The organism is Streptomyces nitrosporeus (assembly GCF_008704555.1).
GTDB lineage: Bacteria > Actinomycetota > Actinomycetes > Streptomycetales > Streptomycetaceae > Streptomyces > Streptomyces nitrosporeus.
In genome coordinates this window covers 1064549-1090526 of sequence record NZ_CP023702.1, presented here as the reverse complement: position 1 = coordinate 1090526, position 25978 = coordinate 1064549, and the positions used below count along the sequence as shown (strand labels likewise).

Here is a 25978-nt window from a genome sequence, read left to right as displayed (position 1 = left end):
GGGAGCGGGCCGACGGCGTACGGGTGTGCCGCTCCTGTCCGCTGTGTGACCCTGTGGCAGCCTGGTCGGGCCCGTACCCGACCGATCAGGGAGCCTTCATGATCTTCATCGCCGTCAAGTTCACCGTCCGCGCCGCCGAGCGCGACAACTGGCTTCCGGCGGTCGACGCCTTCACCCTCGCCACCCGCCAGGAGCCGGGCAACCTCTTCTTCGAGTGGTCCTACAGCGTGGAGAACCCGGACCAGTTCGTCCTGCTCGAAGCCTTCGCCGACGAGGAGGCCGGCGTGGCGCACGTGAACTCCGACCACTTCAAGGCGGCGATCGACACGATGTCCGAACTCGTCGCGGAGATCCCGGAGATCATCAACGTCCAGGTGCCCGGCGACGACTGGTCGCGGATGGCCGAGGTCACCCCGCGTAACCGCTGAGCGCCGGGCGGGCGCCGGGTGCCGCGCAGCCCGGCCCCGGCGGCGCGGCTCCCGGCCCCGGGCCGCGCCGCCCGTCAGGGCTCCCCGGGGCCCTCAGAACTCCTCGTGGGTCTCCGGGTCGCCGCCGAAGCGGTGCGGTGGGCGGGACCCGATCGCCGTCATCTCCCCGGGTGTCAGCTCGAACCCGAACAGGTCGAGGTTCTGCCGCTGCCGCCCGGGGTCGGCCGACTTCGGGATCGGCACCGCGTCCAGCTGGACGTGCCAGCGCAGGACCACCTGGGCCGGCGTCACCCCGTGGGCCTCGGCCGCCGCCACGACCTCCGGCGCGTCGAGCACCTGGCGTCCCCGGGCCAGCGGGCTCCAGCTCTCCGTGACGATGCCCTTCGCCGCGTGCACCTTCCGCAACTCCTCCTGCGGCAGCAGCGGATGCAGCTCGATCTGGTTCACGGCGGGCAGCACCCCGGTCTCCCGCTCCAGCCGGTCCAGGTGCCCGGCGGTGAAGTTGGAGACGCCGATCGAGCGCACGAGGCCGTCCTCGCGCAGTTTGATCATCGCCTTCCAGGTGTCCACGTAGCGGTCCACCCGGGGCAGCGGCCAGTGGATGAGGTAGAGGTCGACGTAGTCGAGCCCGAGATTGCTCCGGGACTCCTCGAAGGAGGCCAGGGTCTCCTCGTAACCGTGGTGCCGTCCCGGCACCTTCGTCGTCACGAAGACCTCCTCGCGCGGCACCCCGCTCCTGGCGATGCCCCGTCCGGTGCCGGTCTCGTTCCCGTAGTTCAGCGCCGTGTCCACCAGCCGGTAACCGAGCCCCAGCGCGCCGGAGACGGCCTCCTGGGCCGCCGCGTCGTCGAGCGGCCAGGTGCCGAGACCCACGGCGGGCAGGGCGTGGCCGCCGTCGAGGGTGCGGACCGGGGGCGGGGTCGCGGGCATGGGTCTCCCTTTTCGTTCGCGGTGTGGTCGCGCCCAGCGTAGGGCGGTGCGGGAAGGGGCGGCGAGGACCGCACCGGGCGCGCCGGTGAGTTCCCACGGGCGGAACGGTCCGTGCCGGTGGGGGCGCGGACCCGGAGGGGAACGCATGACTACACGAACGGTCGTGCGAATTTTTCCCTTCAGGGCATCGGCGGCAGGTCCGAGGTGTCCGTCGCGACGGCCCGCAGCCGCCCCAGGATCGCCCGCGCCGCCTTGGTGTACCCGGGAGCGTTGTCGTGCAGCACCGACTCGGCGTTCGCCAGTTCCATGAACGCGATCAGCTCGAAGGCCAGCTGGTGGACGTCCGTGTCCGCCGCGATCTCCTCCCGTACCCGGGCCTCCTCCAGGATCTCCTCCACGAAGGTCACCCACCCCGTCTGCGTGGCCGCGAGGGCGTCGTGGACCTTGCCCTTGCGGGCGTCGAACTCCGCGATGGTGGCGTAGAAGAAGCAGCCGCCCCTGAAGACCCGGGTGCGTGAATAGGTGAGCCAGCTCTCGCACATGCGCCACACCCGGCCCAGACCCGGGGCGACGGCCCTGGTCGGGGTCAGTACATGGTCGACGAAGATCGCCACCGCGGCCCGCACGGTGGCCAGCTGAAGCTCCTCCTTGGAACCGAACAGGGCGAACACACCGCTCTTGCTCAACTTCAGTTCCAGGGCCAGCCGCCCGAGCGACAGGCCCTCCAGGCCCTCCGTCGAGGCGACCTGGACCGCGCGCGTCAGGACCAGCTGCCGCGTCTGGTTCCCTCGCTCGACCCGTCCGTCCGGCCGCTCTGCACCCATATGCCAACTCCGTGTCCGCGAACTTCTCAAGACCGGCATTCTAGGAGGGACCGGCACCCTCTCCGCGCCAACTCCCGGGTGGGGGAGCCCGGCGGGAGGGCGGACGGGTCCGCCCCCTGGACGGAGGTTCCCGATCGGTGCGCACGTTCGGATACGGTGATCGTCCCGTGCGAGCCGGAGAGGTCTCGACACCGTTTCCCGCCGTGCCCCCCGCCCCCTCGGGCAGCTCCGGGGCTCCGGAGAATCAGGAGCACCACGTGTCCTCGGCCGCGCTGCCCGCCGTCACCCCCGCCCCCGCCCGCCCCGCCTGGGTCACGGACGTCCCCGTACTGCTCGTCGCCGTGGTCTGGGGCGCCAGCTATCTCGCGGCCAAGGGCATCACGACCGCCCACACGGTGATCGCCGTCCTCGTGCTCCGCTTCGCGATCGTGCTCCCCGTCCTCGCCGCGGCGGGCCTGCGCAGGCTGGCGGCGCTGAGCGCACCCCAGTGGCGGGGCGCCGGACTGCTGGGACTGGTGCTCGGCGGGATCTTCCTGCTGGAGACGTACGGCCTCGTCCACACCTCCGCCACCAACGCCGGCCTCATCATCAGCCTCACCATGATCTTCACCCCGCTCGCCGAGGCCGCCGTGACCCGGGTCCGCCCGCCCCGGGCCTTCCTGGCCGCGGCCGGACTCTCCGTCGCCGGTGTGGTGCTGCTGACCCAGGGCGGAGGCTTCACCAGCCCCTCGGGCGGCGACCTGCTGATGCTGCTCGCCGCCCTGGCGCGCACGGTCCACGTCCTGGCCATGGCCCGCATCAAAGCCGTTCAGGACGCGGACTCGCTGTCCCTGACGACGGTGCAGCTCGGCAGCGCCGTCGCCGTCTTCGCCGTACTGGCCGCGCTGCCCGGGACCGGCCCCTCGCCCTGGGCGGTCGCCGCGGACTTCGGCGCGGCCGAATGGGCGGGGCTCGCCTTCCTCTCCGTCTTCTGCACGCTGTTCGCCTTCTTCGTCCAGATGTGGTCCGTACGCCGCACCTCCCCGTCCCGGGTCAGCCTGCTGCTCGGTACGGAACCGCTGTGGGCCGCGGCCGTCGGCATCGCGATCGGCGGCGAACGGCTCGGCGTCCTCGGAGCACTGGGCGCGCTGCTGGTCCTGGCGGGCACCGCCTGGGGGCGGCGCAGCGCGGCGGGAAGCCCCTGACCGCTCCCGGCCCGTCCCGGGGCGTGGTCCGGAAGCCCCGCCCCTCCGGCGGCCCCCGCCCGTCCGGCTGCCCGTCGCCGCCGACCCGCCCGCCGGAGCAGGGCTCGCCCTGAGGGCCGGCGGCGCCGGCGGCATCGGCATCGCCGGTGAGGGTGCCGGCGGTCCGCAGGCCGCGGAACCGGTGGCCCGGCCCCGCTCCGGCGCCGTACTGATGGACATCCCGAAGCCCGGCGCGGACGGGCCGGCCGCGGCCGAAGCGCCGCGGAGTCCACCCGGGGCCCCGGAGCCGTCGTCCTCACCGCCTTCCGCGCCGACGAGCGGGTGCTGCGGGCCATCCGCGCCGGAGCGGCGGGTTTTGTCCTGAAAGACACCCCGCCCGCCCGGATCGTGGAGGCCGTCCGGCGGGTCGCGTCCGGCGGACCGGTCCTTCCCCCAGCGGTCGTCCGCCGCCTCATGGCCCACGCCGCGGGCAGCGCCCCCGACGACCGCCCGGCCCGCGCCCGGCAACGGTTCGCGCAGCTCGCGGAGTACGAGCGGGAGGCGGCCGCGGCCGCCGGGCGGGGCGGCCCCGACGCGGGGACCGCCGCCTCGCTCCACCCGGGCGCCGCCACCGTCGAGGCGTACGCCCCCCGGACCCCCACCCGCCCCGGCCTCCACGGCCGTGTCCGGATCGCACTGCCGGCGCGTGGCACCGGCCTTCCGGACGACGACGCCGGATCACCCGGCGTCCTAAGGGCTGTCCCGTAATCCGTGGTGGATCAGCGTGCGACGTCAGGCGCGGTGCATCGCAAGGCGGAGGGACGTTCGCATACTGGATGTATGCGGATGTTCCGACAACGCCGCGAGGTGCCGTGACTGTCGTCGCGCGCCCGCCAGGGATTACGGGACAGCCCTTAGGCTGACCGGAGCCGGGCCGGAAGGTGACGGCATCAGACCGGAAGGGGGCGGACCGATGTCCGTGGTCGATCTGCGTGGGGTGAAGGACTTCACGGCGAATCCGTATCCGTACTACGCGAAGATGCGTGCCGAAGGGCCGGTGCACGCCATCCGCACCGACGACTTCGAGCGGATCTGGCTGGTCGTCGGCTACGAGGAGGCCCGCGCGGCCCTCGCCGACCAGCGGTTGAGCAAGGAGTGGCGCACCTCCGACAACTGGGCGGCGTCGGACAGCCCGATCAACGCCAACATGCTGGAGCTGGACGCGCCGCACCACACCCGGCTCCGCAGGCTCGTGGCCGGGGAGTTCACCGCCCGGCGGATCGAGGCGATGCGGCCGCGCGTCGAGGAGATCACCGGCGGACTCCTCGACGCGATGGGCCCCACGGGCGGCGCCGACCTCGTCGACGCCCTGGCGTTCCCGCTCCCGATGACGGTGATCTGCGAACTCATCGGCGTGCCCGGTGTGGACCGGGACGCGTTCCGGAAGCTGTCCAACGCGATCGTCGCCCCCGAATCGCCCGAGGCGGAGAGCGACGCCGTCCACGCCATGGGCGCCTATCTCACCGAACTCATCGAGGAGAAGCGCCGCTCGCCCGGCGACGACCTGATGAGCGCGCTGATCCAGGCGCGGGACGAGGAGGGCGGCGGGCTGTCGTCCGACGAACTCGTCGGCATGGCCTTCCTGTTGCTGGTGGCCGGCCACGAGACGACCGTGAACCTCATATCCAACGGGGTGCGCGCGCTGCTGGACCACCCCGACCAGCTCGCCCTGCTGAAGGCCGAACCGGAGCTGATCGACGGGGCCGTCGAGGAGATGCTCCGCTACGACGGCCCGGTGGAGACCGCCACGTTCCGCTTCGCCCGGGAAGAGGTGACGATCGGCGACGTGACCATCGGCAGGGGCGACGCGGTCCTGGTGGCCCTCGGATCCGGCGACCGCGACGCGGGCCGCTACCCGGATCCGGACACCTTCGACATCCGGCGGGATCCGCGAGGGCACCTGGCGTTCGGCCACGGGGCGCACTTCTGCCTGGGCGCCCCCCTGGCCCGGATGGAAGGGCGCATCGCGATCAGGGCCCTGCTGGAACGCTGCCCCGGGCTGAGGTACGACCCGGACGGCGGGGCACCGGACTGGCTGCCGGGCCTGCTGATCAGAGGAGTGCGGCGGCTGCCCGTCCGGTGGTGAGACAGGAAGGCGGACAGGGCGGAACCCATTCTGGAGAACGCCCGGCAGGTGCCGGCGGACCGGCCGTTCGGCGAGCTGCACGGCGCGAGGCCCACCCGGTCCGGGGACGCCGAGGCCACCGAGATCCTGTGCCCGGTGGCCCGGTGGCCCGGTGGCCCGGTGGCCCGGTGGCCCGGTGGCCGTGCCGCCGGCCCGCGCCGGCTGACGGCGCGCCACCGCCCGGTCCCGGGGACCGTGGCCCCGGGGTCTGGTCCCGGCCCCCGGGCCCGGCCCCGCACCGGCCTTCGGTGCCGGCCCCGCGTCAGCCCCCGGGGACCTCGGCCAGCCGCACGGGCCGGCGCTCCCGGCGGGAGCGCTCGCAGGCCTCCGCGATCCGCAGTGCCTGAAGGGCCTCCCGCCCGTCGCAGGGGTTGGCCAGCTCACCGCGCACCACCCGGACGAAGGCGTCCAGTTCCGCCTCGTAGGCCGGGCCGAAGCGCTCCAGGAAGCCCGGCCACGGCGCGGCGGGGGCCGGCGGGCCCTGCGGCTCCGCCGAGGTGAGCGGCGTACGGTGGTCGAGACCGACCGTCACCTGCCCCAGATCACCCGCCAGTTCCATCCGCACGTCGTATCCCGCGCCGTTGCACCGGCCGGCCGTCGCCGTCACCACGGTGCCGTCGTCCAGGGTCAGCAGAGCCGCCGCCGTCGCCACGTCACCCGCGTCCCGGAAGGCCGGCAGCCCGGCGTCGGACCCGGTGGCGTACACCTCCTCCACCTCACGGCCCGTCACCCAGCGCAGCACGTCGAAGTCGTGTACCAGGCAGTCCCTGAACAGCCCCCCGGAGAGCGGGAGATAACCGGCCGGCGGGGGAGCGGGGTCGGACGTCACCGCCCGCACGGTGTGCAGCCGCCCCAGCCGGCCGTCGCGTACGGCGGCGCGCGCCGCGCGGTAACCCGCGTCGAACCGGCGCATGAACCCCAGCTGGAGCACGCTGCCCGCCCGCTCGACCTCGGCCAGCGCGGCCAGGGTGCCCGGCAGGTCCAGGGCGATCGGTTTCTCGCAGAACGCCGGGAGTCCCGCCCGCGCCGCCCTGGCGATGAGCTCCGCGTGCGCGGCGGTGGCCGAGGCGATGACCACGGCGTCCACCCCCGAGGCCAGGACGTCCGGGACCGAGGCGACGGCCGTCGCACCGGTCAGCTTCGCGACGCGTTCCGCCCGGTCGGTGTCGGGGTCCGTCACCACCAGTGCGCCGACGCCCGGATGACGTCCCAGGACGTCCGCGTGGAAGGAACCGATCCGGCCGGTGCCGATGAGTCCGATGCGCATGGACTCAACGTGCCGCCCGCCCGCTGCCCTGTCAACTATATGTCCTGACAAATGGCCGGGTACGGCTCCGCTCCACGCGGTACGCTCCCGTCCGTGCCGAAACCCACCGCCGACTTGGCCACCCTGGGGCTGGGTGTGGACCGCACCAGCCCCGTACCGCTCTACCACCAGCTGGCCCAGCAGCTCCAGGCGGCCATCGAACAGGGCCGCCTCGCCCCCGGCAGCCTCCTCGGCAACGAACTGGAGCTCGCCGCGCGCCTCGGGCTGTCCCGGCCGACCGTCCGCCAGGCGATCCAGTCACTTGTCGACAAGGGCCTCATGGTGCGCCGCCGCGGGGTCGGGACGCAGGTCGTCCACAGCCGCATCCGGCGGCCGCTGGAGCTGAGCAGCCTCTACGACGACCTGGACGCGGCGGACCGGCGGCCCGAGACCCGCGTCCTGCGCAACACGGTCGAGCCGGCGAGCGCGGAGGTGGCCGCCGCCCTCCACGTCGCCGCGGGTAGCGAGGTGCATCTCGTCGAGCGGCTGCGCTACGCCCACGGGGAGCCCATGGCCCTCCTGCGCAACCACCTGCCCCCCGGACTGCTGGACCTCGGCACGGTGGCCCTGGAGGCGACCGGGCTCTACCGGATGATGCGCGCCTCGGGCCTCACCCTGCACAGCGCCCGCCAGGCCGTCGGCGCCCGCACGGCCACCGGGGAGGAGGCCGCACTGCTCGCCGAGCCCGCCGGGGCCCCGCTGCTGACCATGGAGCGGACCACCTTCGACGACGGCGGCCGGGCCGTCGAATTCGGCTCCCACGTCTACCGCGCCTCGCGGTACGCCTTCGAGTTCCAGCTGCTGGCCCGCCCCTGAGAACTCGGGACGGAAGGGCACTCCGGGCGGAAGAGGGCTCCGGGCGGAAAAGGATTCCGGGCACAAGGGGAGCCCGGACACCGCGGGCCGGACGCCCCCTTCGGCCCGGAGCCCCGGGCCGCCGCGGCCGGAGAGCCGCGTCACGTAAGGATGTACGGACAAAGTGTTGACGCGGACATGAGGGGAGGCTAGAACTCCTGCAACCGCACGTCCGCCGCCCCGGCCGACGGGGCCCGTGCGGCCCCGGAAACCGTGTCCGCGCGGCCCGGCGACCGGCCGCCCGGCAAGGGCGCCGGACCGCCGCCGCGCCCCTGCCGGGCAGCACCGGGCCGGACTCGGGGATACTTGGGCGGCCGGGCCGGGGCTCAGCGCCATCCGGCCGACCAGGCAGTACAGCGAGCAGCACAAGAAGGGCACGGCGTCGTGGCAAGGGTTCGGACAGGGGTACGCGTGATGGGCGCCGTGCTCGCAGCGGTGCTGGGGGCGTCCCTCGCGGGATGCAGCAGCACCGGCGGCAAGCGGGCGGAAGAACGCGCGGCACGGGAGGCGGCCGAGGGCCGGTCCGCGGTGACCACGCCCCGCTGGACGTTCGCCATGGTCACCCATTCGGGAGACGGCGACACCTTCTGGGACATCGTCCAGGAGGGCGCCGAGGAGGCCGCCCGCAAGGACAACATCAACTTCCTCTACTCCCACAACGACGAGGGCCAGCAGCAGGCCGAGCTCGTCCAGACCGCGATCGACAAGAAGGTCGACGGCCTGATCGTGTCGCTGGCCAAGCCCGACTCGATGAAGGCCGTGGTCGCCAAGGCCGTCAAGGCGGGCATCCCCGTGGTCACGGTGAACTCCGGCTCGGCCGAGTCCGCGGAGTTCGGCGCGCTCACCCACATCGGCCAGGACGAGTCCATCGCCGGTGAGGCCGTCGGCGACGAGCTGGACGCCCGGGGCCGTAAGAAGGCCCTCTGCATCCTGCACGAACAGGGCAACGTCGGCCACGAGCAGCGCTGCGCCGGAGCGAAGAAGACCTTCGACGGCACCATGCAGAACCTGTACGTCGACGGCACCAACATGCCCGACGTCCAGGCGTCCATCGAAGCCAAGCTGGACTCCGACAAGAGCATCGACGCGGTCGTCACCCTGGGCGCCCCGTTCGCCGCCGCGGCCGTCAAGGCCAAGAAGACCTCCGGCAGCGACGCCGAGATCGACACCTTCGACCTCAACGCGAGCGTCGCCGCCGGCCTCTCGGACAGGACACTCGGCTTCGCCGTCGACCAGCAGCCCTTCCTCCAGGGGTACGAGGCCGTCGACCTGCTCTGGCTCCACCGCTACAACCAGAACGTGCTGGGCGGCGGCCGGCCCGTCCTGACCGGCCCGCAGATCATCACCGCCGACGACGCCGACGAACTCGCCGAGTACACGAAGCGGGGCACCCGATGACGGCGCCCGGCTCCGCCACGGCCCCGGACCGGGCCGACGAACGGCTGCTGCGCACCTCACCACTGCGCAGGCTGCTCGGCCGCCCCGAGCTCGGTTCGGTCGTCGGGGCCGTGGCGGTCTTCCTGTTCTTCGCGGTCGTCGCCGACAGCTTCCTGCGGATGTCCAGCCTCGGCACCGTGCTCTACGCGGCCTCCACGATCGGGATCATGGCCGCCCCGGTGGCGCTGCTGATGATCGGCGGCGAGTTCGACCTGTCCGCCGGTGTGATGGTGACCAGCTCCGCGCTGGTCTCCTCGATGTTCAGCTACCAGATGACCGCCAACGTCTGGGTCGGCGTCTTCGTGTCGCTTCTGGTCACCCTGGCCTTCGGGGCCTTCAACGGCTTCATGCTGACCCGGACGAAACTGCCCAGCTTCATCATCACGCTCGGCACCTATCTGATGCTGATCGGGCTGAACCTGGGCCTCACCAAGCTGATCAGCGGCACCGTGTCGACCAAGGGCATCGGTGACATGGAGGGCTTCGCCTCCGCCCGCAAGCTCTTCGCCTCCTACCTCACCATCGGCGGCGTCGAACTGAAGGTCACCATCCTGTGGTGGATCGGCCTGGTCGCGCTCGCCACCTGGATCCTGCTCCGCACCCGCTTCGGCAACTGGATCTTCGCCGTCGGCGGCGAGGCCGACGCCGCCCGCGCGGTCGGCGTCCCGGTCGTCCGCACCAAGATCGGGCTCTACCTCGGGGTGGCCTTCGCCGCCTGGGTCTCCGGGCAGCACCTGCTGTTCTCGTACGACGTGGTGCAGTCCGGCGAGGGCGTCGGCAACGAGCTGATCTACATCATCGCGGCCGTCATCGGCGGCTGCCTGATCACCGGCGGCTACGGCTCCGCGATCGGCTCCGCCGTCGGCGCGATCATCTTCGGCATGACCAGCAAGGGCATCGTCTACGCGGAGTGGAACCCGGACTGGTTCAAATTCTTCCTGGGAGCGATGCTGCTCCTGGCCACCCTGCTCAACGCATGGGTGCGCAAGCGCGCGGAGGCGACGACATGACGGCCACCGAGGCCCGGGCCACCCAGGACCCGGACAGCCACCGGGCACTCGTCGAACTCGACCACGTCAGCAAGTACTACGGGAACGTCAAGGCCCTGCAGGACGTGTCGCTGGAGGTCCACGCCGGTGAGATCTCCTGCGTCCTCGGCGACAACGGCGCGGGCAAGTCCACCCTCATCAAGATCATCTCGGGTCTGCACCGGCACGACGCCGGCACCTTCCGGATCGAGGGTGAGGACACCCACCTCGCCAACCCGCGTGACGCCCTGGACCGGGGCATCGCCACGGTCTACCAGGACCTGGCCGTCGTCCCGCTGATGCCGGTCTGGCGCAACTTCTTCCTCGGCTCCGAGCCGACGAAGGGCAAGGGCCCGTTCAAGCGCCTCGACGTGGCGGCGATGCGGGAGACCACCCGCTCCGCACTGCTGCGCATGGGCATCGACCTGCGCGACGTCGACCAGCCGATCGGAACCCTGTCCGGCGGCGAGCGCCAGTGCGTGGCCATCGCCCGAGCCGTCCACTTCGGGGCGAAGGTCCTCGTCCTGGACGAGCCGACGGCGGCACTCGGCGTCAAGCAGTCCGGAGTGGTGCTGAAGTACGTCGCGGCCGCCCGGGACGCCGGTCTCGGAGTGGTCCTCATCACGCACAACCCGCACCACGCCTATCTCGTCGGCGACCGCTTCGTCCTCCTCAAGCGCGGGGCGATGTCCGCCGCCCACACCAAGGACAGCGTCACGCTGGACGAACTGACCCGCCAGATGGCGGGCGGCAGCGAGCTGGAGGAGCTCAGCCACGAGCTGGAACGGTCCCCCGGGCCGGACCTCCTCGGCGGCCGGACGGCGGGCGACGACACCCCGTAGACCGCCCTCCTCCACCGCGCCCCCTGGCCGGTCCACCGGACCCGGGGGCGCGGGAATGGCAGAATCGAGCACGGCGGGCGCCGTCCGCCGCCGGAGGAACACCTCCCGGCCCCCCGATCTGCCGCAGGGACGATGAGCACGTACCGCGACTTCACCCACCGCGGCTCAGCCCGCGCCACCGTCCTGCGGACCGTCGGTACGAGGGAGCGGCGCTCCCACCTCACCGCCCCACGCGTCCCCACCGTCGGCATCGACATCGGCGGGACGAAGGTGATGGCAGGAGTCGTCGACGCAGACGGCAACATCCTGGAGACCCTGCGCACCGAGACGCCGGACAAGTCCAAGAGTCCCAAGGTCGTCGAGGACACCATCGTCGAACTGGTCCTGGACCTCTCCGACCGGCACGACGTCCACGCCGTCGGCATCGGCGCGGCGGGCTGGGTGGACGCCGACCGTTCCAAGGTGCTGTTCGCCCCGCACCTGGCCTGGCGCGACGAACCCCTGCGGGACGCCCTCGCATCCCGCCTCGTCGTCCCCGTCATGGTCGACAACGACGCCAACACGGCGGCCTGGGCGGAGTGGCGCTTCGGCGCCGGCCGCGGCGAGGACCACCTGGTCATGATCACGCTGGGTACCGGCATCGGCGGCGCGATCCTGGAGGACGGGCACGTCAAGCGGGGCAAGTACGGTGTCGCCGGCGAGTTCGGCCATATGCAGGTGGTGCCCGGCGGGCACCGCTGTCCGTGCGGGAACCGAGGCTGCTGGGAGCAGTACAGCTCGGGCAACGCCCTGGTACGCGAGGCCAAGGAGCTGGCCGCCGCCGACTCACCGGTCGCGCACGGCATCATCGAGCGGGTCAAGGGCAACATCCCCGACATCACGGGCCCGCTGATCACCGAGCTGGCGCGCGAGGGCGACGCGATGTGCGTCGAACTCCTCCAGGACATCGGCCAGTGGCTCGGCGTCGGCATCGCCAACCTCGCCGCGGCGCTGGACCCCTCCTGCTTCGTCATCGGCGGTGGCGTCAGCGCCGCCGACGACCTGCTCATCGGCCCGGCCCGCGACGCCTTCAAGCGCCAGCTCACCGGCCGCGGCTACCGCCCCGAGGCCCGGATCGCCAAGGCCCAGCTCGGCCCCGAGGCCGGCATGGTCGGCGCCGCTGACCTGGCGCGGCTGGTCGCCCGCAGGTTCCGCCGGACCAACCGCCGCCGTGTCGAACGGTACGAGCGCTACGCCCAGATCTACGACCAGGCCGCGAACACCATCCGCGGCACCCGTACCGCCGACTGAACCGGCCCGACCACCCGACCACCCGGCCATCGCACACCGCACCGCAGCTCCGAGGGGTAACCAGCCATGACCGCCGCAGCCGGGCACGACGTCGTGCCGCGCCAGACACCGCACCCCGGCACCCCGGAAGACTCCCACGAGCGCCCCTCGGACCCCGGTGACGGGCCCTTCGCGGGGGGACCCTCGGGCGGCTCGTCGGGCGGTTCCTCCGGCGGCGGGCCGGGCGGCCCCTCGGGCGGCGGCGACAGCACTCCGCCGCAGGACCGGCGGCGGGTGATCCGGCGGCGGCTGATCACCCTCACCATCATCGTGCTGCTCATCGGCATCCCGGCGGGCTACCTGGCGATCTCCGCGGGCCAGAGCCGCCGCTCCGGCATGGACAAGGAGGCGGAGGCCGCGGCCCAGGGGCTCCGCGAGGACTGGCCCTCCGGGATGCAGCGGCGGATCTTCGAACTGCCGGTGCCGGGCAACGCGGTCGGCGTCCAGTACTACGAGACGAACAACTGGAAAGTCAGCCGGATGTACCTGAAGTTCCGTACGACCTCGGCCGGCCTCGACCGGTTCCTGAGCGGCGTCGGGACGGGCCGGGCAGCCCTGGAGACCGGCAAGGTCACCATCAGCGAGCGGGACATCAAGATCACCGGATGGGTCTTCGGGCCGGGTGTCGACTGGGCCGGCACGGTCCACCGGAACAAGGACCCGCGCCCCACCCAGGACATCACGGTCAACATGACTGACCCGGCGGCCCCCGTCGTGTACGTCGTCTCCTCGGCAGCCCCCTGACGGAGCCCCCGGCCGACGGGCGGAGCCCCTGGGCGCAGGGAGGGGGCCCGGAGGCGGCTCCCGGCCCCGGGTGCCGGGGCCGTCTCACGGCAGGGCGCCGGCGAGTTCGCGCAGGACGTCCTGGAGCACGGCGGGTTCCTGGGCGGGCGCGGCCCGGCGGTGCTCCCCGGCCGAATCGTGAAAGGGCCGGCCGTGGCCGCTCGCCGGCGGCCGCGACGAGGGCGGCGCCCGGTGACCGGCGAAGGCCGCCGCACGGCCGGTGGTGGCGGACGGGCGGCGGCCGGGGGTGGTTACGCGGTGGTGTCGAGCGCGGCCAGGGCCTGTGCCCAGCGCACGTACTTCAGCCCGGCCAGGTCCGCGACCGTCCTGACGCCGAACGCCTGCTGGAGATGCTCACCGTCCTTGTCGGACACGCCCTTCAGCGCCGAGACCGGAGCGGCGAGGATCTCCGCCAGTTCCTTGTCGGCCCACGCCTTGTCCAGCACCTTGTCCAGGTCGATCGAAGCCACAGCGGTCCTCTCGGAGGTTCACGGAAGCGGTCGTCCACGCACCGGACGTCCGCACGCGTTGAATATCTACACGTGTGTAGAAGTTTATGAGGTGGAAGACCGCCCGTGTGCCCCGTCCCGGCCACCTGCCCACAACTGTCCGAAAACGGCCCATGGTCCGGTGGAGACGCCCCCGCCGCGCGGGCCCGGGCGGGGGACCGTCAGTCCCCGCGCCGCGCACGCTCCAGCCACGGGCCGAACTCGCTGTCCAGGACCAGCCGTCCGAGTTTGCGGTACTCGGCGAGGACGGCCGAGACCAGCTGCTCCGTCCCGAGGGGGCGGCCCGACTCCGCCGCCTGGTAGGCGGCGGTGACCGCACAGGCCCGGATGGACCCGCCGGTGAGCTCGAAGCGCTCCGCGCAGGTCTTCAGGTCGAGATCCGCGGCCCGGGGGATCTCCGTGCCCAGACAGCGTTCCCACAGGGCCAGACGCTGCTGCTCGTCCGGCACGGGGAAGTCGGCCACCACGTCGAGGCGGCGGGTGAACGCCTCGTCGAGGTTGGCCCGCAGGTTGGTGGTGAGCACGGCGATGCCGTCGAAGGACTCGATCCGCTGGAGCAGATACGCCGACTCCACGTTGGCGTGCCGGTCGTGCGCGTCCTTGACCTGCGAGCGCTTCCCGAAGACGGCGTCCGCCTCGTCGAACAGCAGAACCGCGTTGACGTCGGACGCCTCGACGAAGATCCTCTCCAGGTTCTTCTCCGTCTCACCGATGTACTTGTCCACCACGGAGGACAGGTCCACGACGTAGAGCTCCATGCCCAGATCCGCCGCGACCACCTCCGCCGACATCGTCTTCCCGGTGCCGGACTCCCCGGCGAACAGGGCGACGATCCCCCGGCCCCGGCCCCCGCCCGGCCGCATCCGCCACCGGCCGAGCACCTGCTCGCGGTGGCGTGCGCGCAGGGCCAGGTCGGACAGCTGGTCACGGGTCGCCGGAGGCAGTACGAGGTCGTCCCAGCCGACCGTGGGCTCGATGCGGCGGGCGAGCCGCGCGAGCCCCGCCCCGTTCTGCGCCCGTACCGCCGTACGCAGGTCCCGCGCCTCCACCGGCCGCCCCTCCAGCACGGCCAGCCGGGAGGCGACGGCGGCGGCCCGGCGGATCTGGCCCGAGTCCAGCCGGTAGGGGCGGATCGCCTCGACGAGCCGCTCCTCGGCCGCCGCCGTCCCGGCGGCGAGGCCGTCCCCGGCGCCGGCCTCGGCGAGCGCCAGGCGCCACCGCCGCGCCGAGACCGCCGGATCGGGCGGCGGTGCCGGGAGGGTCACCGGGCTCTCGGCCGCCCACAGCGGGTCCCATGCCTTCTTGCCGTACGCGACCAGGGGGGAGCCGCCGGCCGCCTCGCAGAGACGGCCGAGCAGCCGGGCGCCCTCGGGCCGCTCGGGGGCGAGCGCTTCGAGCGGCCCGAGCACCAGCCCGCCGCCGGTCAGCCGCGCCTCGGTCGCCAGGATCCGGGCGGCCACGGCCGGTTCGGGGGAGGCCGCCAGGGCCGCGGCGTCCACCACCAGTGGCCGCCGGCCGGCCAGGAGGAGCGCGTCGACGGCGAGCCGGCCCGGGTCCCCGCCCCGGTCCAGCAGATGCACCAGCCCGCTGCCCGTGCCCAGCGCAGCCGCGATCCGCAGGCTCTCCGGACACGGGTCCGGTTCCTCCTGCGGCCCGGCCGCCCGGACCAGCCCGTGCAGCCGCCCGTCCGTCCCGTCGTCCCCGAGCAGGTACGCGGTGACCCGGTCCGGGACGCGCAGCACCCGGGAGAGCGGCGGGCGTCCGGCCTCCACCACCTCCAGCAGACCGGACGCGACCAGCGGGGCCGACGGTGTGAAGCGGAAGCGCCCGGAGCCGGCGGCGGGCAGCCCGCACAGTTCGAGGGCCAGACCCACGGTCGCCCGGCGACGGGTGAGGTCGTCGTTGAGGTAGCCGTACAGCCGCTCGAACCGCGCGTCGATGTCCGGGGCCGTCGCGACCAGCAGGAGCTCGACGTCCAGTGGGGTCAGCCCGAAGTTCTCCGCGAGCCGGGCGATCCGTCCGCCGGCCGGGAGGGGCTGCGGGGCACCCGGACCGGGGCCGTGGTCCGGGACGGGGAGGAAGGCGTCACGGGACTCCAGGATCCGCTCGGCCGCGGCCGGGGTGAGGTACTGCCCCCGGTACGGATCGTCCGGTTCCGGGTCCGCCTCCCGGCGGAGGGCGACCGCGTGCCGTACCCGGAGCTCGACGCGGCCGAGCCGCTCCCAGAGTTCCTCCACGGCCGTCGGTGCGGCACCGGTCCGCTCCGGAGCGGCGGGACCGTGCTGTGCCGTGGTCATCGGACCGTACCTCCGCGCCTGCGCCGGCCGGGAGGCAGACGGCGCTCACGTCCGGCGGCGAAACCCTGCTCCCCGGGGTCCGAGGCCCCTTCGTACCGCAACCGCCGTCCCGGTCCGGTCATCTCGCCGTCCCGTGCGGTCGCCGTCCGCACCAGCAGGCCTTCGGTGACCGGCGGACCGGTGGGCGTCAGCTCGCCGGACAGCGGCGCCCACACCCGCAGGTCGATCGCGGCCTTCAGCTCACCGCCGAGCGCGGACCACACGTCCAGGGTGGACGGCCGGCCGGCCGAGCCCGCGGCCGCCACCTCGATCTCCACGGTCAGCCCCAGCTCGCCCAGGCTCCCCGTGAGCATCCGGCCCGGCAGGGCGTCCGTGCGTATCAGGGAGCGCAGCACCTCGGACAGCAGGCGGTGCTCGTCCTGCGGGCGGTTGGTCCAGGCGGTCACCAGGTACGACAGCTCGAACCAGCGCGGAGGCGTCCGCCGGCCCGTCATTACGCCCTGCTCGTCGTACTCCTCGCTCGTGCCGGTGCGGCGCCGGGCCGCGTCCTCACGGATGTCGTAGAGGAAGACGCTGACGGTGGGCGCGTTGCGCCGGGCGGACCAGTCCTTCGTCGGGGCGTCGAAGACCAGGTCCACCCCGCTCCCCTGGAGGCCGGCGTCCACCAGCAGCAGCCGCAGGCCCTCGTCGACCTCGTGGATCACCTGCGCCCCATCTCGTCCGGCGGGACGACGGTGCCGCTGACCACCAGGAACGGTGTGGTGACCGGGCTGAACCCGGGCCCCGAAGCGGTGATGGTGCGCGGTCCCGTCTGGTCCTTCATCAGGATCAGCAGCTGGGCGATGAACGTCCCGTCGCGGCCCGGCCGGGCCGGCGGCGCGGTCGCCGTGATCCCGGGCTTCCAGGTGAGCTCCACCGGGGCCCCGGGCGGGAAGTCCTTGCCCCGCACCGAGGTGACGAACCCCGGCTCACCGACCTCCGGTACCGAGACGATCCGGGGCTGGAGGATGCGCAGCGGGATCCGGGAGACGTTGTCACCGCGGTCGGCGTCGGTACCGGTCGTGGTCAGCGTCCCGGTGATCCTGGCCTGCGTCGCCCGCTTCGGGGCGAGCACCACCCGCAGGACCGTGGAGGCCCCCGGCTCCAGATCGGACAGGGTGCACACCCCGGCCGTGCAGCCCGCCGGGAGCGTGGTCACCGGGATCCCGGACGGCAGCCCGAGCCGCAGCCGCAGACCGGTGGCGAGGGCGTTCTCACCGTTGCGCACGGTGTACGTCACCACGACCCGGCCGCCGACGTACCCGGGGCTGGGCTGTGCCCGTACGACGACCCCGGGGCCCGCCTCGGGCGCGGGCGGCAGCGGCGCGGGCGGCTCGACGGGCGGCGGCTCGGCGGCCGGCGGGGAGGACGGCGGCGCGGGGGTGACGGGAGGTGAGGGCGACGGGACGGGCTGCCGCGGGGTCTCCTGGACCGGCACGACCGTTCCGGACGCGTTGTCCGTGGGGTTCGCGTCGACCACGGTCCCCGTGACCGACCAGCCCGTCCGCCAGGGGCCCCTCGCCACGCCCGTCAGCCGTGCGGTGATCTCCACCTTCTTCCCGGGGGCGAGCACCTTCAGGTCACAGCTGGGCGAACCTGCGGCACACGAACCGGCGGTGGTGGTGAGCTCCTCCAGCCGTACGCCGGGCGGGGGGTCGGCGACGAACGTGGTGCCGGGGGAGGAGGCGGGGCCCCGGTTGGTGACGGTGACGGTCACCGTCACCGAGGACCCGGTGTCCACCTGCGGCCCGGTGGCCGGCGCGGTCAGCTTCAGGTCGACGGACTGCTGGAAGGCGGGCTCCTTCTGACGGCCCGGCAGCCGTGCGCTCAGCTCGGTCACGGCGCCCGTGGCGAGGTCCAGTTCGGACAGCTGCTCCGGGGAGTTCGCCGCGACGTCCCGGCGGGAGGTGAACACCAGCCGCTTAGCGTCCGGGGACCAGGCCACGTCACGCGGCTGATAGGGGCCGGTCGCCTCGACGTCCGGGATCTGCTCCCGGCACGCGCCGGCGTCGCTACGCCGCTGCGAGGGCAGCACGACCCGGCAGCCGGTGCCGTCCGGGGCGATGACGACGACGCTCGCCCGGTGGTTGATCTGGTCGGCACGGTCCTTGCGGTTGAAGGCGATCGCGGAACCGTCGGGGGAGAAGGCGGGACTGTCGTCGATCACCTTGCACTCGCCGGGGCAGCCGAAGGCGCTGAGGTCCTCCTGGTCGTCGAGGTCGTTCACCGGTGCGGTCCAGACGTGCTTGATCCCGCCGAGGCCCCGGATCACCTGGTTGCGGGTGAAGGCGAGCACGGTGCCGTCGGCCGACCAGGCCGGCTGGGCGTCGCTGCCCGCCACCTCCCCCCGGGGCGGCTCCACTTCCCCGAGGATCCTGCCCGTGGCGACGTCGGCGACGATCACCTTGCTCGTCCACACCCCCTCGCCGCTGCCGGGCGAGACCCGGGTGAACGCCAGCTTGGTGCCGTCCGGCGAGAACGAGGGATCGGTGTCCCGGTCCCGGGCGCCGCGCCCCGCCAGGGGCATCGGCGCCGCCTTCCTCCCGTCGGCGTCGGCCAGCCAGATCCGCTGGACGCGCTCGCCGTCCAGGTCCTCGAAGCGGGTCACGGCGATGCGCCGGCCGTCCGGGGTGTAGGTCTGCCGCTCGGTCCAGGGGTCGAAGCCCTTCTCCGGGTGGAACAGCGGATCGACTGCCGGGTCGTAACTGGTGTTGGACCAGGCGCGCGGGTCCTCGCGCAGCACGTCGAGCCGGAGGTCCCGGGGGTCCGACCCGTCCGGCCGCATGTCCTGGAGCGTGACGATGTCCGGTTCGGCGGTGGTCCTGCGGGTGACGACCAGCGTCCCTCCGTCCGCCGGGCCCAGCCAGGCGGGCGTATCGACCAGACGGTCCTCGGAGAGCACCGCCTCCGGCTTCGGGTCGTCGAGGGAGCGGATCCGGTAGACATGGTCGTAGTGGGAGCATGTGCAGCCGGTGTTGGGGCTGAGGAAGACCAGCCCGTTCCCGTCCGGTGTCCAGGCGGCCGAGCGGGTGCCCCAGCCGGCGGCGGTGCCGGTCAGCAGGGGGCGGTCGGTCCCGGCACCCTCGGTGATCCGCAGCCGGTGCCCGGTGTCGGTCTCCGATTCGGGCTCCACCCGCAGGGTGTACACGATGGAGGAACGGCGGGTGCCGTCGGCCACCGGGTTCCACACGGGTTCGGTCGCGTCGCCCTCCAGGACGTCGCTGACCCGGGTCACCGGCCCGCCGGACAGCTTCCGTTCGAGGATCCGCAGGCCGTTGCCCGGCCCCGCGTCACCCGCGTACGCGATCCGTTCGCCGTCCGGGGAGAACGTCGGGGAGGTCTCGTCCGTGTCCGTGTCCGTCAGCCGCCGCAGACTGGAATCGCCCACGTCGACCGACCAGAGGTCACGCTGGACCGATCCCCCCGGCCCCGGTTCGGCGGAGTCGAACACCACGGTCTTCCCGTCCGGGGAGAGTTCGGGGTGCGCGGCGTCCCGGTCCGAGGTCAGTTTGCGTACGGTGCCGTCCGCGCCGCGCAGGTACACCTGGGGACGCGCCGAGTCGCGGAGGCTGGTGAAGACCAGCACGTCACCGCGGCCGGAGGCGTCCTGGTCGTAGTGCGCCGGGCCGGAGCCGAACAGGTCCTCGGTGGCGTCCGCGGAGGCCGCACGCCCGAGGCTGCGGTGCCCCGAGCCGGCGAAGGCGATGCGCCCGGTGTCCGCCAGTGCCTCGTCCGAGGCCGCGACGGCCGCGGGCACCGCCTGCGGGACCGACACCGAACCCGCCACCAGCAGCGGTGTCAGCAGCACCACGACACCGCTCAGCCGGCGCAGCCGGGTATGCCTCGCCGGGCCAGCAGGACCGCTCACGGTCCACCTCACAGTCTGGTTGACAGCTCTCCACCTCAAGCATCATGGCTGCCGGGTGGCATGGACAGGGCCCGGAGTACCCGGAGCGGGGAAGGCACGGATGCCCTTTGCGGCTGCCGGCCGCCGCACCCGGCCCGGCCGGGTGCGGCCCGAGGGGCGCCCCGCGGCGGCGGCGTACGTGCCGCCGGCCGTTCCCGGCCCGGGCAGGGCCCGGGGGCACCGCCCGGACCGGGCCGGGCGGGCCCGTACCGCGGACCGGGAATCACCGTGAGGGCAACGGGAGTTGCCCTCACGGGCCCTCCCGCACACGGCGGGGCGCGCCGGGCGGCGGCTTCTCAGATGAGGCCGTGGCGCATGGCGTACCCCACCGCGTGGGCCCGGTTGCGCAGTTCCAGCCGCGTCGCCACCTCGTGGAGCACGTTCTTGACGGTCCGTTCGGAGTACGACGTCTTCTGCGCGATCTCCGCGGTGCCGTAGCCCTCCGACACTAGCCTGAGCATCTCCGCCTCCCGCGGGGTGAGGGTGGAGAGCGACAGCCCCCGGGGGTCCAGCACCGTGCGGTGAAGACTGCTGACGTGGTCGAGGAGCTTCCCGAGCAGATCGCCCGGCAGCACCCCCTCGCCCTTCGCTATCGCCGTGACCAGATGGACGAGACGGTCCTGATCGGCCTCCCCGCGCCTCAGTACGGCGGCGACACCGCACTCGATCAGGGTCTGGAGCGCGCCCGGCTCGAAGAAGCCGACGACGAGCCCGGTGCGGGTGGAGTTGTTGCGCTGAAGGCGGTGCAGGAGCTGGACGGTGGGTTCGTTCACCACGTCCACCACCACCAGGGAGACCTGTGCGCGGTCGGCCTCCTGATCCTGTATCAGCTCTATCTCGGGCCGTGGGCGCAACTGGTGCACCATGCCGGTCCGCAGGATCAGGTCCTCCGCGTACACCGCCACGGAGACCCTTCCCGCCGGGGGCCGGGGAGGCGCGCCCTCCGCGGGGCGCTGCGGCGCCGCCGACCGGCTGTGGTCCGGCGCCGCCGGCTTCGTCATATCTGTCATGGTCATGGTCATTTGTGTGCTCGTCTTCCTCAACTGCTTCCGCCCGTGCCCGTCACGTCTGCCGTCCCGCTCGCCCGGCCCCGGCCGGCGCAGGGGGAGCGGGCCCGGGGGTGGGGCGGGAGGGCACCGCGCGGGTGTGCCGCCAGGGCACCGTCCCTGCCTGCACGTTGCCCTCCCGCCTCTCCTCCCGGTCCGGCGGCGCGGCCTAACGTCGCATCGTGACCACATCTGCCGAACTCGACATGCCCACGGTGACGGTGTCGCCCGGTGCCGAAGCGACGACCACGCTGACCGTGCGCAACGACGGTGACATCGTCGAGGCGTACACCTTCGAAGTGATCGGCGACTGTGCGGCGTGGGCCACGGTGGAACCTGCGCGGGTCTCCCTCTACCCCGGCACCTCCGAGACCGTGACGGTGCGGCTCGCGCCGCCCCGGTCCCCTGAGGTCAAGGCCGGAGAAGTGCCCCTGGGCGTACGTGTGCTGCCCGTGGAGCACCCCGAATCGGTCTCCGTCCCCGAGACGACCGTGATCGTCGAGCCCTTCCACGAACTCCGGACGAAGCTGGAGCCCGGCCGGCGCCGGGGCTGGCTCGGTGCCCGGTTCCGGGTCGCGGTGCAGAACCAGGGCAACACCCCCGTCGACGTGGTGTTCACCGGGAAGCAGGAGGGCGAGGAGCTCCGTCTCGCCTTCACGCCGGAACGCCTGAGCCTGCAGCCGGGTGAGTCCGCCGAGACGGGTCTGCGGGTGCGGGCCCGGAAGCTGATCTGGTTCGGCGAGCCCGCCTCCTGGCCGTTCGAGGTCAAGGTCGCGGAGAGCACGGGCACCGACACCGGCACCGAGGACGAACGGCCCGGCGGGCCGGAGCCCCTGCCCGGGGAGTTCGCGCAGATCCCCCTGCTGCCCAAGTGGCTGCTGATCGTCCTGGCGGCTCTGCTCGCCCTGCTGCTGGCGTGGTTCACCCTGGTACGGCCCGCGGTGCGCAGCACCGCGGAGGAGGCCGTCGAGGCCGCGCAGGAACAGCAGGAGAAGCAGGCGGAGCAGGAGCGGCAGCAGGCCGGGGCGACGGACGGCGGCACCGGAAGCCCGGCCGGCGGGCAGGAGCAGGGGCAGGGCCAGGGGACGGCTCCCGGTGCGGGGGCGACCGGCAACGGCGGTGCCGGCACCGGCGGTTCCGGCTCGACGGGTGGATTCGGCGGCATCAACCCCGAACAGAGCTCGCAGACCATCGACGTGCAGACGAACGCCGGAGCCACGAGGGACAAGGCATACAAGGTTCCGCAGGGGAAGGTGTTCGGCGTCACCGACATCGTGGTGGCGAACTTCCAGGGCGACGAAGGGGTGTTGACCATCTCCTTCGGTGAGCGGAAGATCACCACCATCGCGCTGGAGACGTTCCGCAACCAGGACTACCACTGGGTCACCCCCATCCAGATACCGGAGAACGCCACGGTCACCGCTTCGGTGACCTGTTCCAAACCCGGGACTCCGGCGACCGGAACTCAGGCCTCCGGATGCCATCAAGTACTCAATGTCAGTGGTGTGCTGAGCGACATCGCGCCCTGAGGACGTCGCGCGAGCAATCCTGACGAACGATAGCGCCGGATTCCTTTCCGTCGGTTCCGGGGGTGTGAACAAACGGGGTCCCCACCAGCGGAAACCCCCTCCCCGGTGCTCGGCCGGTGTGTGTTTCTCCACACACCGGGACGGCCGGGTTCCGGAATCCCGAAAACGGCCCGCCGACCGGTGAACACCCGTTTCTCCACGGGCATTCCACGGGGGAGGGATCCGCCCGGACCATGACGGTTCGCCGTCCGCGGGAGGCGGAAGGAGAGGGCGGGGCCTCCACGGCTGCGCGACGACCGTGGGAATCCGGCCGATGCGCTCTCCCGGTCCGGCCCGATTCTGGCCGGAATTCGCCCCTGTACCGGTGGGGTGGGCAGCGGTTCACGGCGGGTCATTCCGGTGCATTCCGGTTCGGGGGCGTGCCCGGTGTCCGTACGCGGTGATTTCCGTGGGCGCCGGAGTCCCGGGACGAAGAGGCGCCCGGCGGCTCCGCTCCCACCGGCACCCCGCCCGCGCGGCACTACCGGCCCCGCCCCGGCCGTACATCCGGCCGAGCGCCCGGGGGCCGGCACACCCCCGCGCGCGGCGCGGGCCCAGGACCCGGACGGCGCACCCGGGGAGGGGCCGGCGGGCGGGACGGGTGCCCGGAAAGGCAGTCATCCTGCCCCGTGCCCAGGACTTTGAGTCCTACTGCCGGCGGACACCCGCAGGCAAGACTGAACAGGCGAACGACTGACCAGCCGAAGGAGCGAGCATGCCGTCGTACCTCACCCCAGGTGTATACGTGGAGGAGGTGCAGTCCGGAGCACGGCCCATCGAGGGAGTCGGCACCGCGGTCGCAGCCTTCGTCGGGTTCGCGGAGACCGGCCCCTTCCACCGCCCGACGCTGGTGACGAGCTGGGACCAGTACGTATCGACCTTCGGTACCTTCACCCCCGACACCTATCTGACGCTCGCCGTCCACGGCTACTTCAGCAACGGTGGCGGCGCGGCCTACATCGTGCGTATCGGCGGCCCGGCCGAGGACGCCCCGCAGGGCTCCGCCCCGGCGTCGGCCCCGTCCGTCGCCCTCGGCGGCTTCCTGATCTCGGCCCGCCCGGGCACCGGTGACGGCCTTTCCGTCGAGGTCACCGACTCCGAGGGCGAGAACCCCCCGGAGGACCGGTTCCGCCTGCTGGTGCGGCAGGGCGGCAAGGTCGTGGAGACGTACGACACCTCCGTACGCAAGAACGTCAAGGGCTACCTGGTCACCCAGGCCCGCCAGTCCAAGCTCATCGAGGTCACCGAGCAGCCCGGCGCGGCGCAGACCCGCCCCGAGAAGCAGAGCCTCTCGCTCGCGCCCGCCGCCCAGGACCCCGGCACCACCGCCCGGACCGGCCCGAGCGAGTACGTCGGTGACGCGTCGGCCCGCACCGGCGTCGCCGCCCTGGAGGCGATCGACGAGATCACCATGGTCGCCGTCCCGGACCTGATGAGCGCCCACCGGCGCGGGGACATCGACGCCGAGGGCGTGCGCGCCGTACAGCTGGCCGTGATCGCGCACTGCGAGCAGATGGGCGACCGGGTCGCCGTCCTGGACACCCCGCCGGGGATGAACGCCCAGCGCGTCCGCACCTGGCGCAACGAGGACGCCGGGTACGACTCGCGCTACGCGACCGTGTACTACCCGTGGCTCAAGGTCCTCGACCCGGCGACCGGCCACCAGACCCTCATGCCGCCGAGCGGTCACGTCGCGGGGGTCTGGGCGCGCAGCGACGGCGAGCGCGGGGTGCACAAGGCGCCCGCCAACGAGGTCATCCGCGGCGCCCTGGACCTCGAACTCCGCCTGAGCAAGGGCGAGCAGGACCTGCTCAACCCGATCGGCGTCAACTGCGTCCGCGCCTTCCCCGGCAGGGGCATCCGCATCTGGGGCGCGCGGACCCTCTCGTCCGACCCGGCCTGGCGCTACCTCAACGTACGCCGCCTCTTCAACTACCTGGAGGAGTCCATCCTCCTGGGCACCCAGTGGGTCGTCTTCGAGCCGAACGACGACCGCCTCTGGTCGAGCATCCGGCGCAACGTCACCGCCTTCCTCACCGAGGAATGGCGCCGGGGCGCGCTCTTCGGCCGGACGGCGGAGGAGGCGTTCTACGTCAAGTGCGACCGTGACAACAACCCCCAGGAGTCCATCGACCTCGGCCAGGTCGTGTGCGAGATCGGTGTCGCCCCGGTGAAGCCCGCGGAGTTCGTCATCTTCCGCCTCTCGCAGTTCTCCGACAGCACCAGCCTCGTCGACGAGTGACCCGTCCTCGTCGAGGACCGAACCAGCAGGCAACGAACGGAACAGGTGACACAGAGTCATGGCAGAGGGCGACGCTCTTTCCACCCACGTCTTCGGCGTACAGCTCGGCGGCTATCTCGTGGAGTCGATCCAGGAGATCAGCGGGCTGACCGTCGAGGAAGAAGTCGTCGAGGTCCGGCAGGTGACCGCCGAGGGCAAGCAGATCATCCGCAAGCAGCCCGGCGCACGCCAGGCCGGCGAGGTGACGATCACCCGCGGGCTCGACAAGAGCAGCGAGTTCACCAAATGGATCAAGGAGACGCTCAACAACGGCGCCGTCGACACCGCCCGCCAGAACCTCACGATCGAGATCAAGGACTCGACCGGTGCGACGGTCCGGCGCATCCAGCTGATGCAGGGATGGGCCAGCAAGTGGGAGGGCCCCTCGCTGAAGGCCGGTGAGTCCAGCGCGGCCACGGAGACGGTCACCATCACCTTCGAGGAGATCGTGGTCGAATGAGGCGCAGGACCGTTACCGGCGGCGGGCTCGAAGAGGTCCTCGACAGCCTCGCCGCCGCCGCGCCCGCCCCACGCGAGGACGCCCCCGCGCCGCCGCCCGTCCGGGAGGCGGAACGGCAGGGACTGCGTACGGAGTTCGAGTTCGAGCTCCCGCGCGGTTACGTCGACGACGAGGGGCAGGTGCACCGGCGCGGATCGATGCGGCTCGCCACCGCGCGGGACGAACTGCGTCCGCAGATCGACCTGCGGGTGAAGGAGAACCCGGCGTACCTCAGCGTGGTGCTGCTCAGCCAGGTGATCACCCGGCTGGGTACCGTCACCGATGTGCACGCCGGGGTCGTCGAGCGGATGTACGCCACGGACGTGGCGTTCCTCCAGGACTTCTATCGCCGCATCAACAGCGAGGGCCACACCCACGCCGCGGTGACATGTCCGCTGTGCCACGGGTCGTTCGAGGTGGACCTCTCGGGTGAACGCCTGGGGGAATCGTGACGTACGCGCCTTCCCGGCTGCGGGAGGAGCTCGCGTACATCGCCTACCACTTCCACTGGCAGCGTGAGGACATCCTCGACCTCACCCATGGTGAGCGGCAGGAGTGGGTGAGGGAGATCGCGCGGATCAACACCCGGGTGAACGAGAGCGGGTGAACCCGCGTGAACGGAAGCGGGTGGGCCCGCGTCGACGAGAGCGGGTGAAGGCGTGGAGTTCAGGGACTGGTTCCGCAGGGGAGACCGGAGGCCGGCCGGCGTGCCCGCCCCGGCC

General features: G+C 72.7%; 23 protein-coding genes. 15 read left to right on the top strand and 8 right to left on the bottom strand.

From position 1 onward, the window contains the following. Positions 1 to 98: 98 nt before the first annotated feature. Positions 99 to 428 (top strand): putative quinol monooxygenase, encoded by a 330-nt coding sequence (locus CP967_RS04745; RefSeq protein ID WP_150486723.1) that lies wholly within the window; start codon positions 99 to 101, stop codon positions 426 to 428. Positions 429 to 521: 93 nt separating this feature from the next. On the opposite strand, the gene CP967_RS04740 is transcribed toward CP967_RS04745, so the two are convergent. Together CP967_RS04740 and CP967_RS04735 are read right to left on the bottom strand one after the other, a co-directional pair. Beyond that, complete coding sequence (locus tag CP967_RS04740; protein ID WP_150486722.1) at positions 522 to 1358, bottom strand: aldo/keto reductase; 837 nt, start codon at positions 1356 to 1358, stop codon at positions 522 to 524. Positions 1359 to 1537: 179 nt separating this feature from the next. After that, complete coding sequence (locus tag CP967_RS04735) at positions 1538 to 2182, bottom strand: TetR/AcrR family transcriptional regulator (RefSeq protein WP_150486721.1); 645 nt, start codon at positions 2180 to 2182, stop codon at positions 1538 to 1540. A 257-nt stretch (positions 2183 to 2439) separates the two neighbouring features. Here CP967_RS04735 and CP967_RS04730 point away from each other — a divergent pair, with 257 nt between their 5' ends. The 3 genes from CP967_RS04730 (at position 2440) to CP967_RS04720 (ending at position 5491) form a co-directional block, all read left to right on the top strand. Beyond that, the gene (locus tag CP967_RS04730) at positions 2440 to 3366 is read left to right on the top strand and encodes a DMT family transporter (protein WP_150486720.1); all 927 of its coding nucleotides are present in this window, start codon (positions 2440 to 2442) and stop codon (positions 3364 to 3366) included. Positions 3367 to 3819: 453 nt separating this feature from the next. Then, positions 3820 to 4113: a hypothetical protein gene (locus CP967_RS35185; protein ID WP_308436142.1), complete on the top strand. Its 294-nt coding sequence runs from the start codon at positions 3820 to 3822 to the stop codon at positions 4111 to 4113. A 205-nt stretch (positions 4114 to 4318) separates the two neighbouring features. Next, entirely contained in the window at positions 4319 to 5491 is a 1173-nt protein-coding gene (locus CP967_RS04720) for a cytochrome P450 family protein (RefSeq protein WP_150486719.1), read from the top strand. 301 nt (positions 5492 to 5792) lie between these two features. Here the strand turns inward: CP967_RS04720 and CP967_RS04715 are convergent, their stop codons facing one another. After that, positions 5793 to 6797 carry a Gfo/Idh/MocA family protein gene (locus CP967_RS04715; protein ID WP_150486718.1) on the bottom strand — a complete coding sequence of 335 codons (1005 nt, stop codon included), beginning with the start codon at positions 6795 to 6797 and terminating at the stop codon, positions 5793 to 5795. Positions 6798 to 6890: 93 nt separating this feature from the next. Between CP967_RS04715 and CP967_RS04710 the strand changes: the two genes are divergently transcribed. The 6 genes from CP967_RS04710 (at position 6891) to CP967_RS04685 (ending at position 13071) form a co-directional block, all read left to right on the top strand. Next, a complete protein-coding gene (locus CP967_RS04710) occupies positions 6891 to 7652 on the top strand; it encodes a GntR family transcriptional regulator (protein ID WP_150486717.1) in 762 nt (253 codons plus the stop codon). 423 nt (positions 7653 to 8075) lie between these two features. After that, on the top strand, positions 8076 to 9089 hold the full coding sequence (locus CP967_RS04705; RefSeq protein WP_444545660.1) for a substrate-binding domain-containing protein: 1014 nt from the start codon (positions 8076 to 8078) through the stop codon (positions 9087 to 9089). Beyond that, entirely contained in the window at positions 9086 to 10138 is a 1053-nt protein-coding gene (locus CP967_RS04700) for an ABC transporter permease (protein ID WP_150486716.1), read from the top strand. Before CP967_RS04705 ends, CP967_RS04700 begins: the two co-directional genes overlap by 4 nt. Next, positions 10135 to 10998: an ATP-binding cassette domain-containing protein gene (locus CP967_RS04695; RefSeq protein ID WP_150486715.1), complete on the top strand. Its 864-nt coding sequence runs from the start codon at positions 10135 to 10137 to the stop codon at positions 10996 to 10998. Before CP967_RS04700 ends, CP967_RS04695 begins: the two co-directional genes overlap by 4 nt. A gap of 132 nt (positions 10999 to 11130) precedes the next feature. Further along, entirely contained in the window at positions 11131 to 12288 is a 1158-nt protein-coding gene (locus CP967_RS04690) for an ROK family glucokinase (RefSeq protein WP_150486714.1), read from the top strand. A gap of 66 nt (positions 12289 to 12354) precedes the next feature. Continuing rightward, positions 12355 to 13071 (top strand): hypothetical protein, encoded by a 717-nt coding sequence (locus CP967_RS04685; RefSeq protein WP_229888370.1) that lies wholly within the window; start codon positions 12355 to 12357, stop codon positions 13069 to 13071. Positions 13072 to 13361: 290 nt separating this feature from the next. Here CP967_RS04685 and CP967_RS04680 read toward each other — a convergent pair whose 3' ends face one another. The 5 genes from CP967_RS04680 to CP967_RS04660 form a co-directional block, all read right to left on the bottom strand. Further along, positions 13362 to 13580 (bottom strand): hypothetical protein, encoded by a 219-nt coding sequence (locus CP967_RS04680; protein WP_150486713.1) that lies wholly within the window; start codon positions 13578 to 13580, stop codon positions 13362 to 13364. 200 nt (positions 13581 to 13780) lie between these two features. Continuing rightward, positions 13781 to 15916, bottom strand: a complete 2136-nt coding sequence (locus CP967_RS04675) for an ATP-binding protein (protein WP_150486712.1) — start codon at positions 15914 to 15916, stop codon at positions 13781 to 13783. After that, entirely contained in the window at positions 15913 to 16620 is a 708-nt protein-coding gene (locus CP967_RS04670; protein ID WP_150486711.1) for a Pvc16 family protein, read from the bottom strand. Before CP967_RS04670 ends, CP967_RS04675 begins: the two co-directional genes overlap by 4 nt. Next, positions 16617 to 19823: a DUF11 domain-containing protein gene (locus CP967_RS04665; protein ID WP_229888371.1), complete on the bottom strand. Its 3207-nt coding sequence runs from the start codon at positions 19821 to 19823 to the stop codon at positions 16617 to 16619. The genes CP967_RS04670 and CP967_RS04665 overlap by 4 nt, the downstream gene beginning before the upstream one ends. Before the next feature lie 335 nt (positions 19824 to 20158). Continuing rightward, positions 20159 to 20884 carry a helix-turn-helix transcriptional regulator gene (locus tag CP967_RS04660; protein ID WP_229888372.1) on the bottom strand — a complete coding sequence of 242 codons (726 nt, stop codon included), beginning with the start codon at positions 20882 to 20884 and terminating at the stop codon, positions 20159 to 20161. Between the two features lie 230 nt (positions 20885 to 21114). Between CP967_RS04660 and CP967_RS04655 the strand changes: the two genes are divergently transcribed. The 5 genes from CP967_RS04655 to CP967_RS33850 all read left to right on the top strand — a co-directional run bounded on the left by CP967_RS04655 (position 21115) and on the right by CP967_RS33850 (position 25863). Continuing rightward, positions 21115 to 22437, top strand: a complete 1323-nt coding sequence (locus CP967_RS04655) for a COG1470 family protein (RefSeq protein ID WP_150491703.1) — start codon at positions 21115 to 21117, stop codon at positions 22435 to 22437. Positions 22438 to 23191: 754 nt separating this feature from the next. After that, positions 23192 to 24718 carry a phage tail sheath family protein gene (locus tag CP967_RS04650; RefSeq protein ID WP_150486710.1) on the top strand — a complete coding sequence of 509 codons (1527 nt, stop codon included), beginning with the start codon at positions 23192 to 23194 and terminating at the stop codon, positions 24716 to 24718. A 58-nt stretch (positions 24719 to 24776) separates the two neighbouring features. Further along, on the top strand, positions 24777 to 25217 hold the full coding sequence (locus CP967_RS04645; RefSeq protein WP_150486709.1) for a phage tail protein: 441 nt from the start codon (positions 24777 to 24779) through the stop codon (positions 25215 to 25217). Further along, positions 25214 to 25708: a hypothetical protein gene (locus tag CP967_RS04640; RefSeq protein ID WP_150486708.1), complete on the top strand. Its 495-nt coding sequence runs from the start codon at positions 25214 to 25216 to the stop codon at positions 25706 to 25708. The genes CP967_RS04645 and CP967_RS04640 overlap by 4 nt, the downstream gene beginning before the upstream one ends. Then, on the top strand, positions 25705 to 25863 hold the full coding sequence (locus CP967_RS33850) for a DUF6760 family protein (protein WP_167535327.1): 159 nt from the start codon (positions 25705 to 25707) through the stop codon (positions 25861 to 25863). The genes CP967_RS04640 and CP967_RS33850 overlap by 4 nt, the downstream gene beginning before the upstream one ends. Positions 25864 to 25978: the final 115 nt, after the last annotated feature.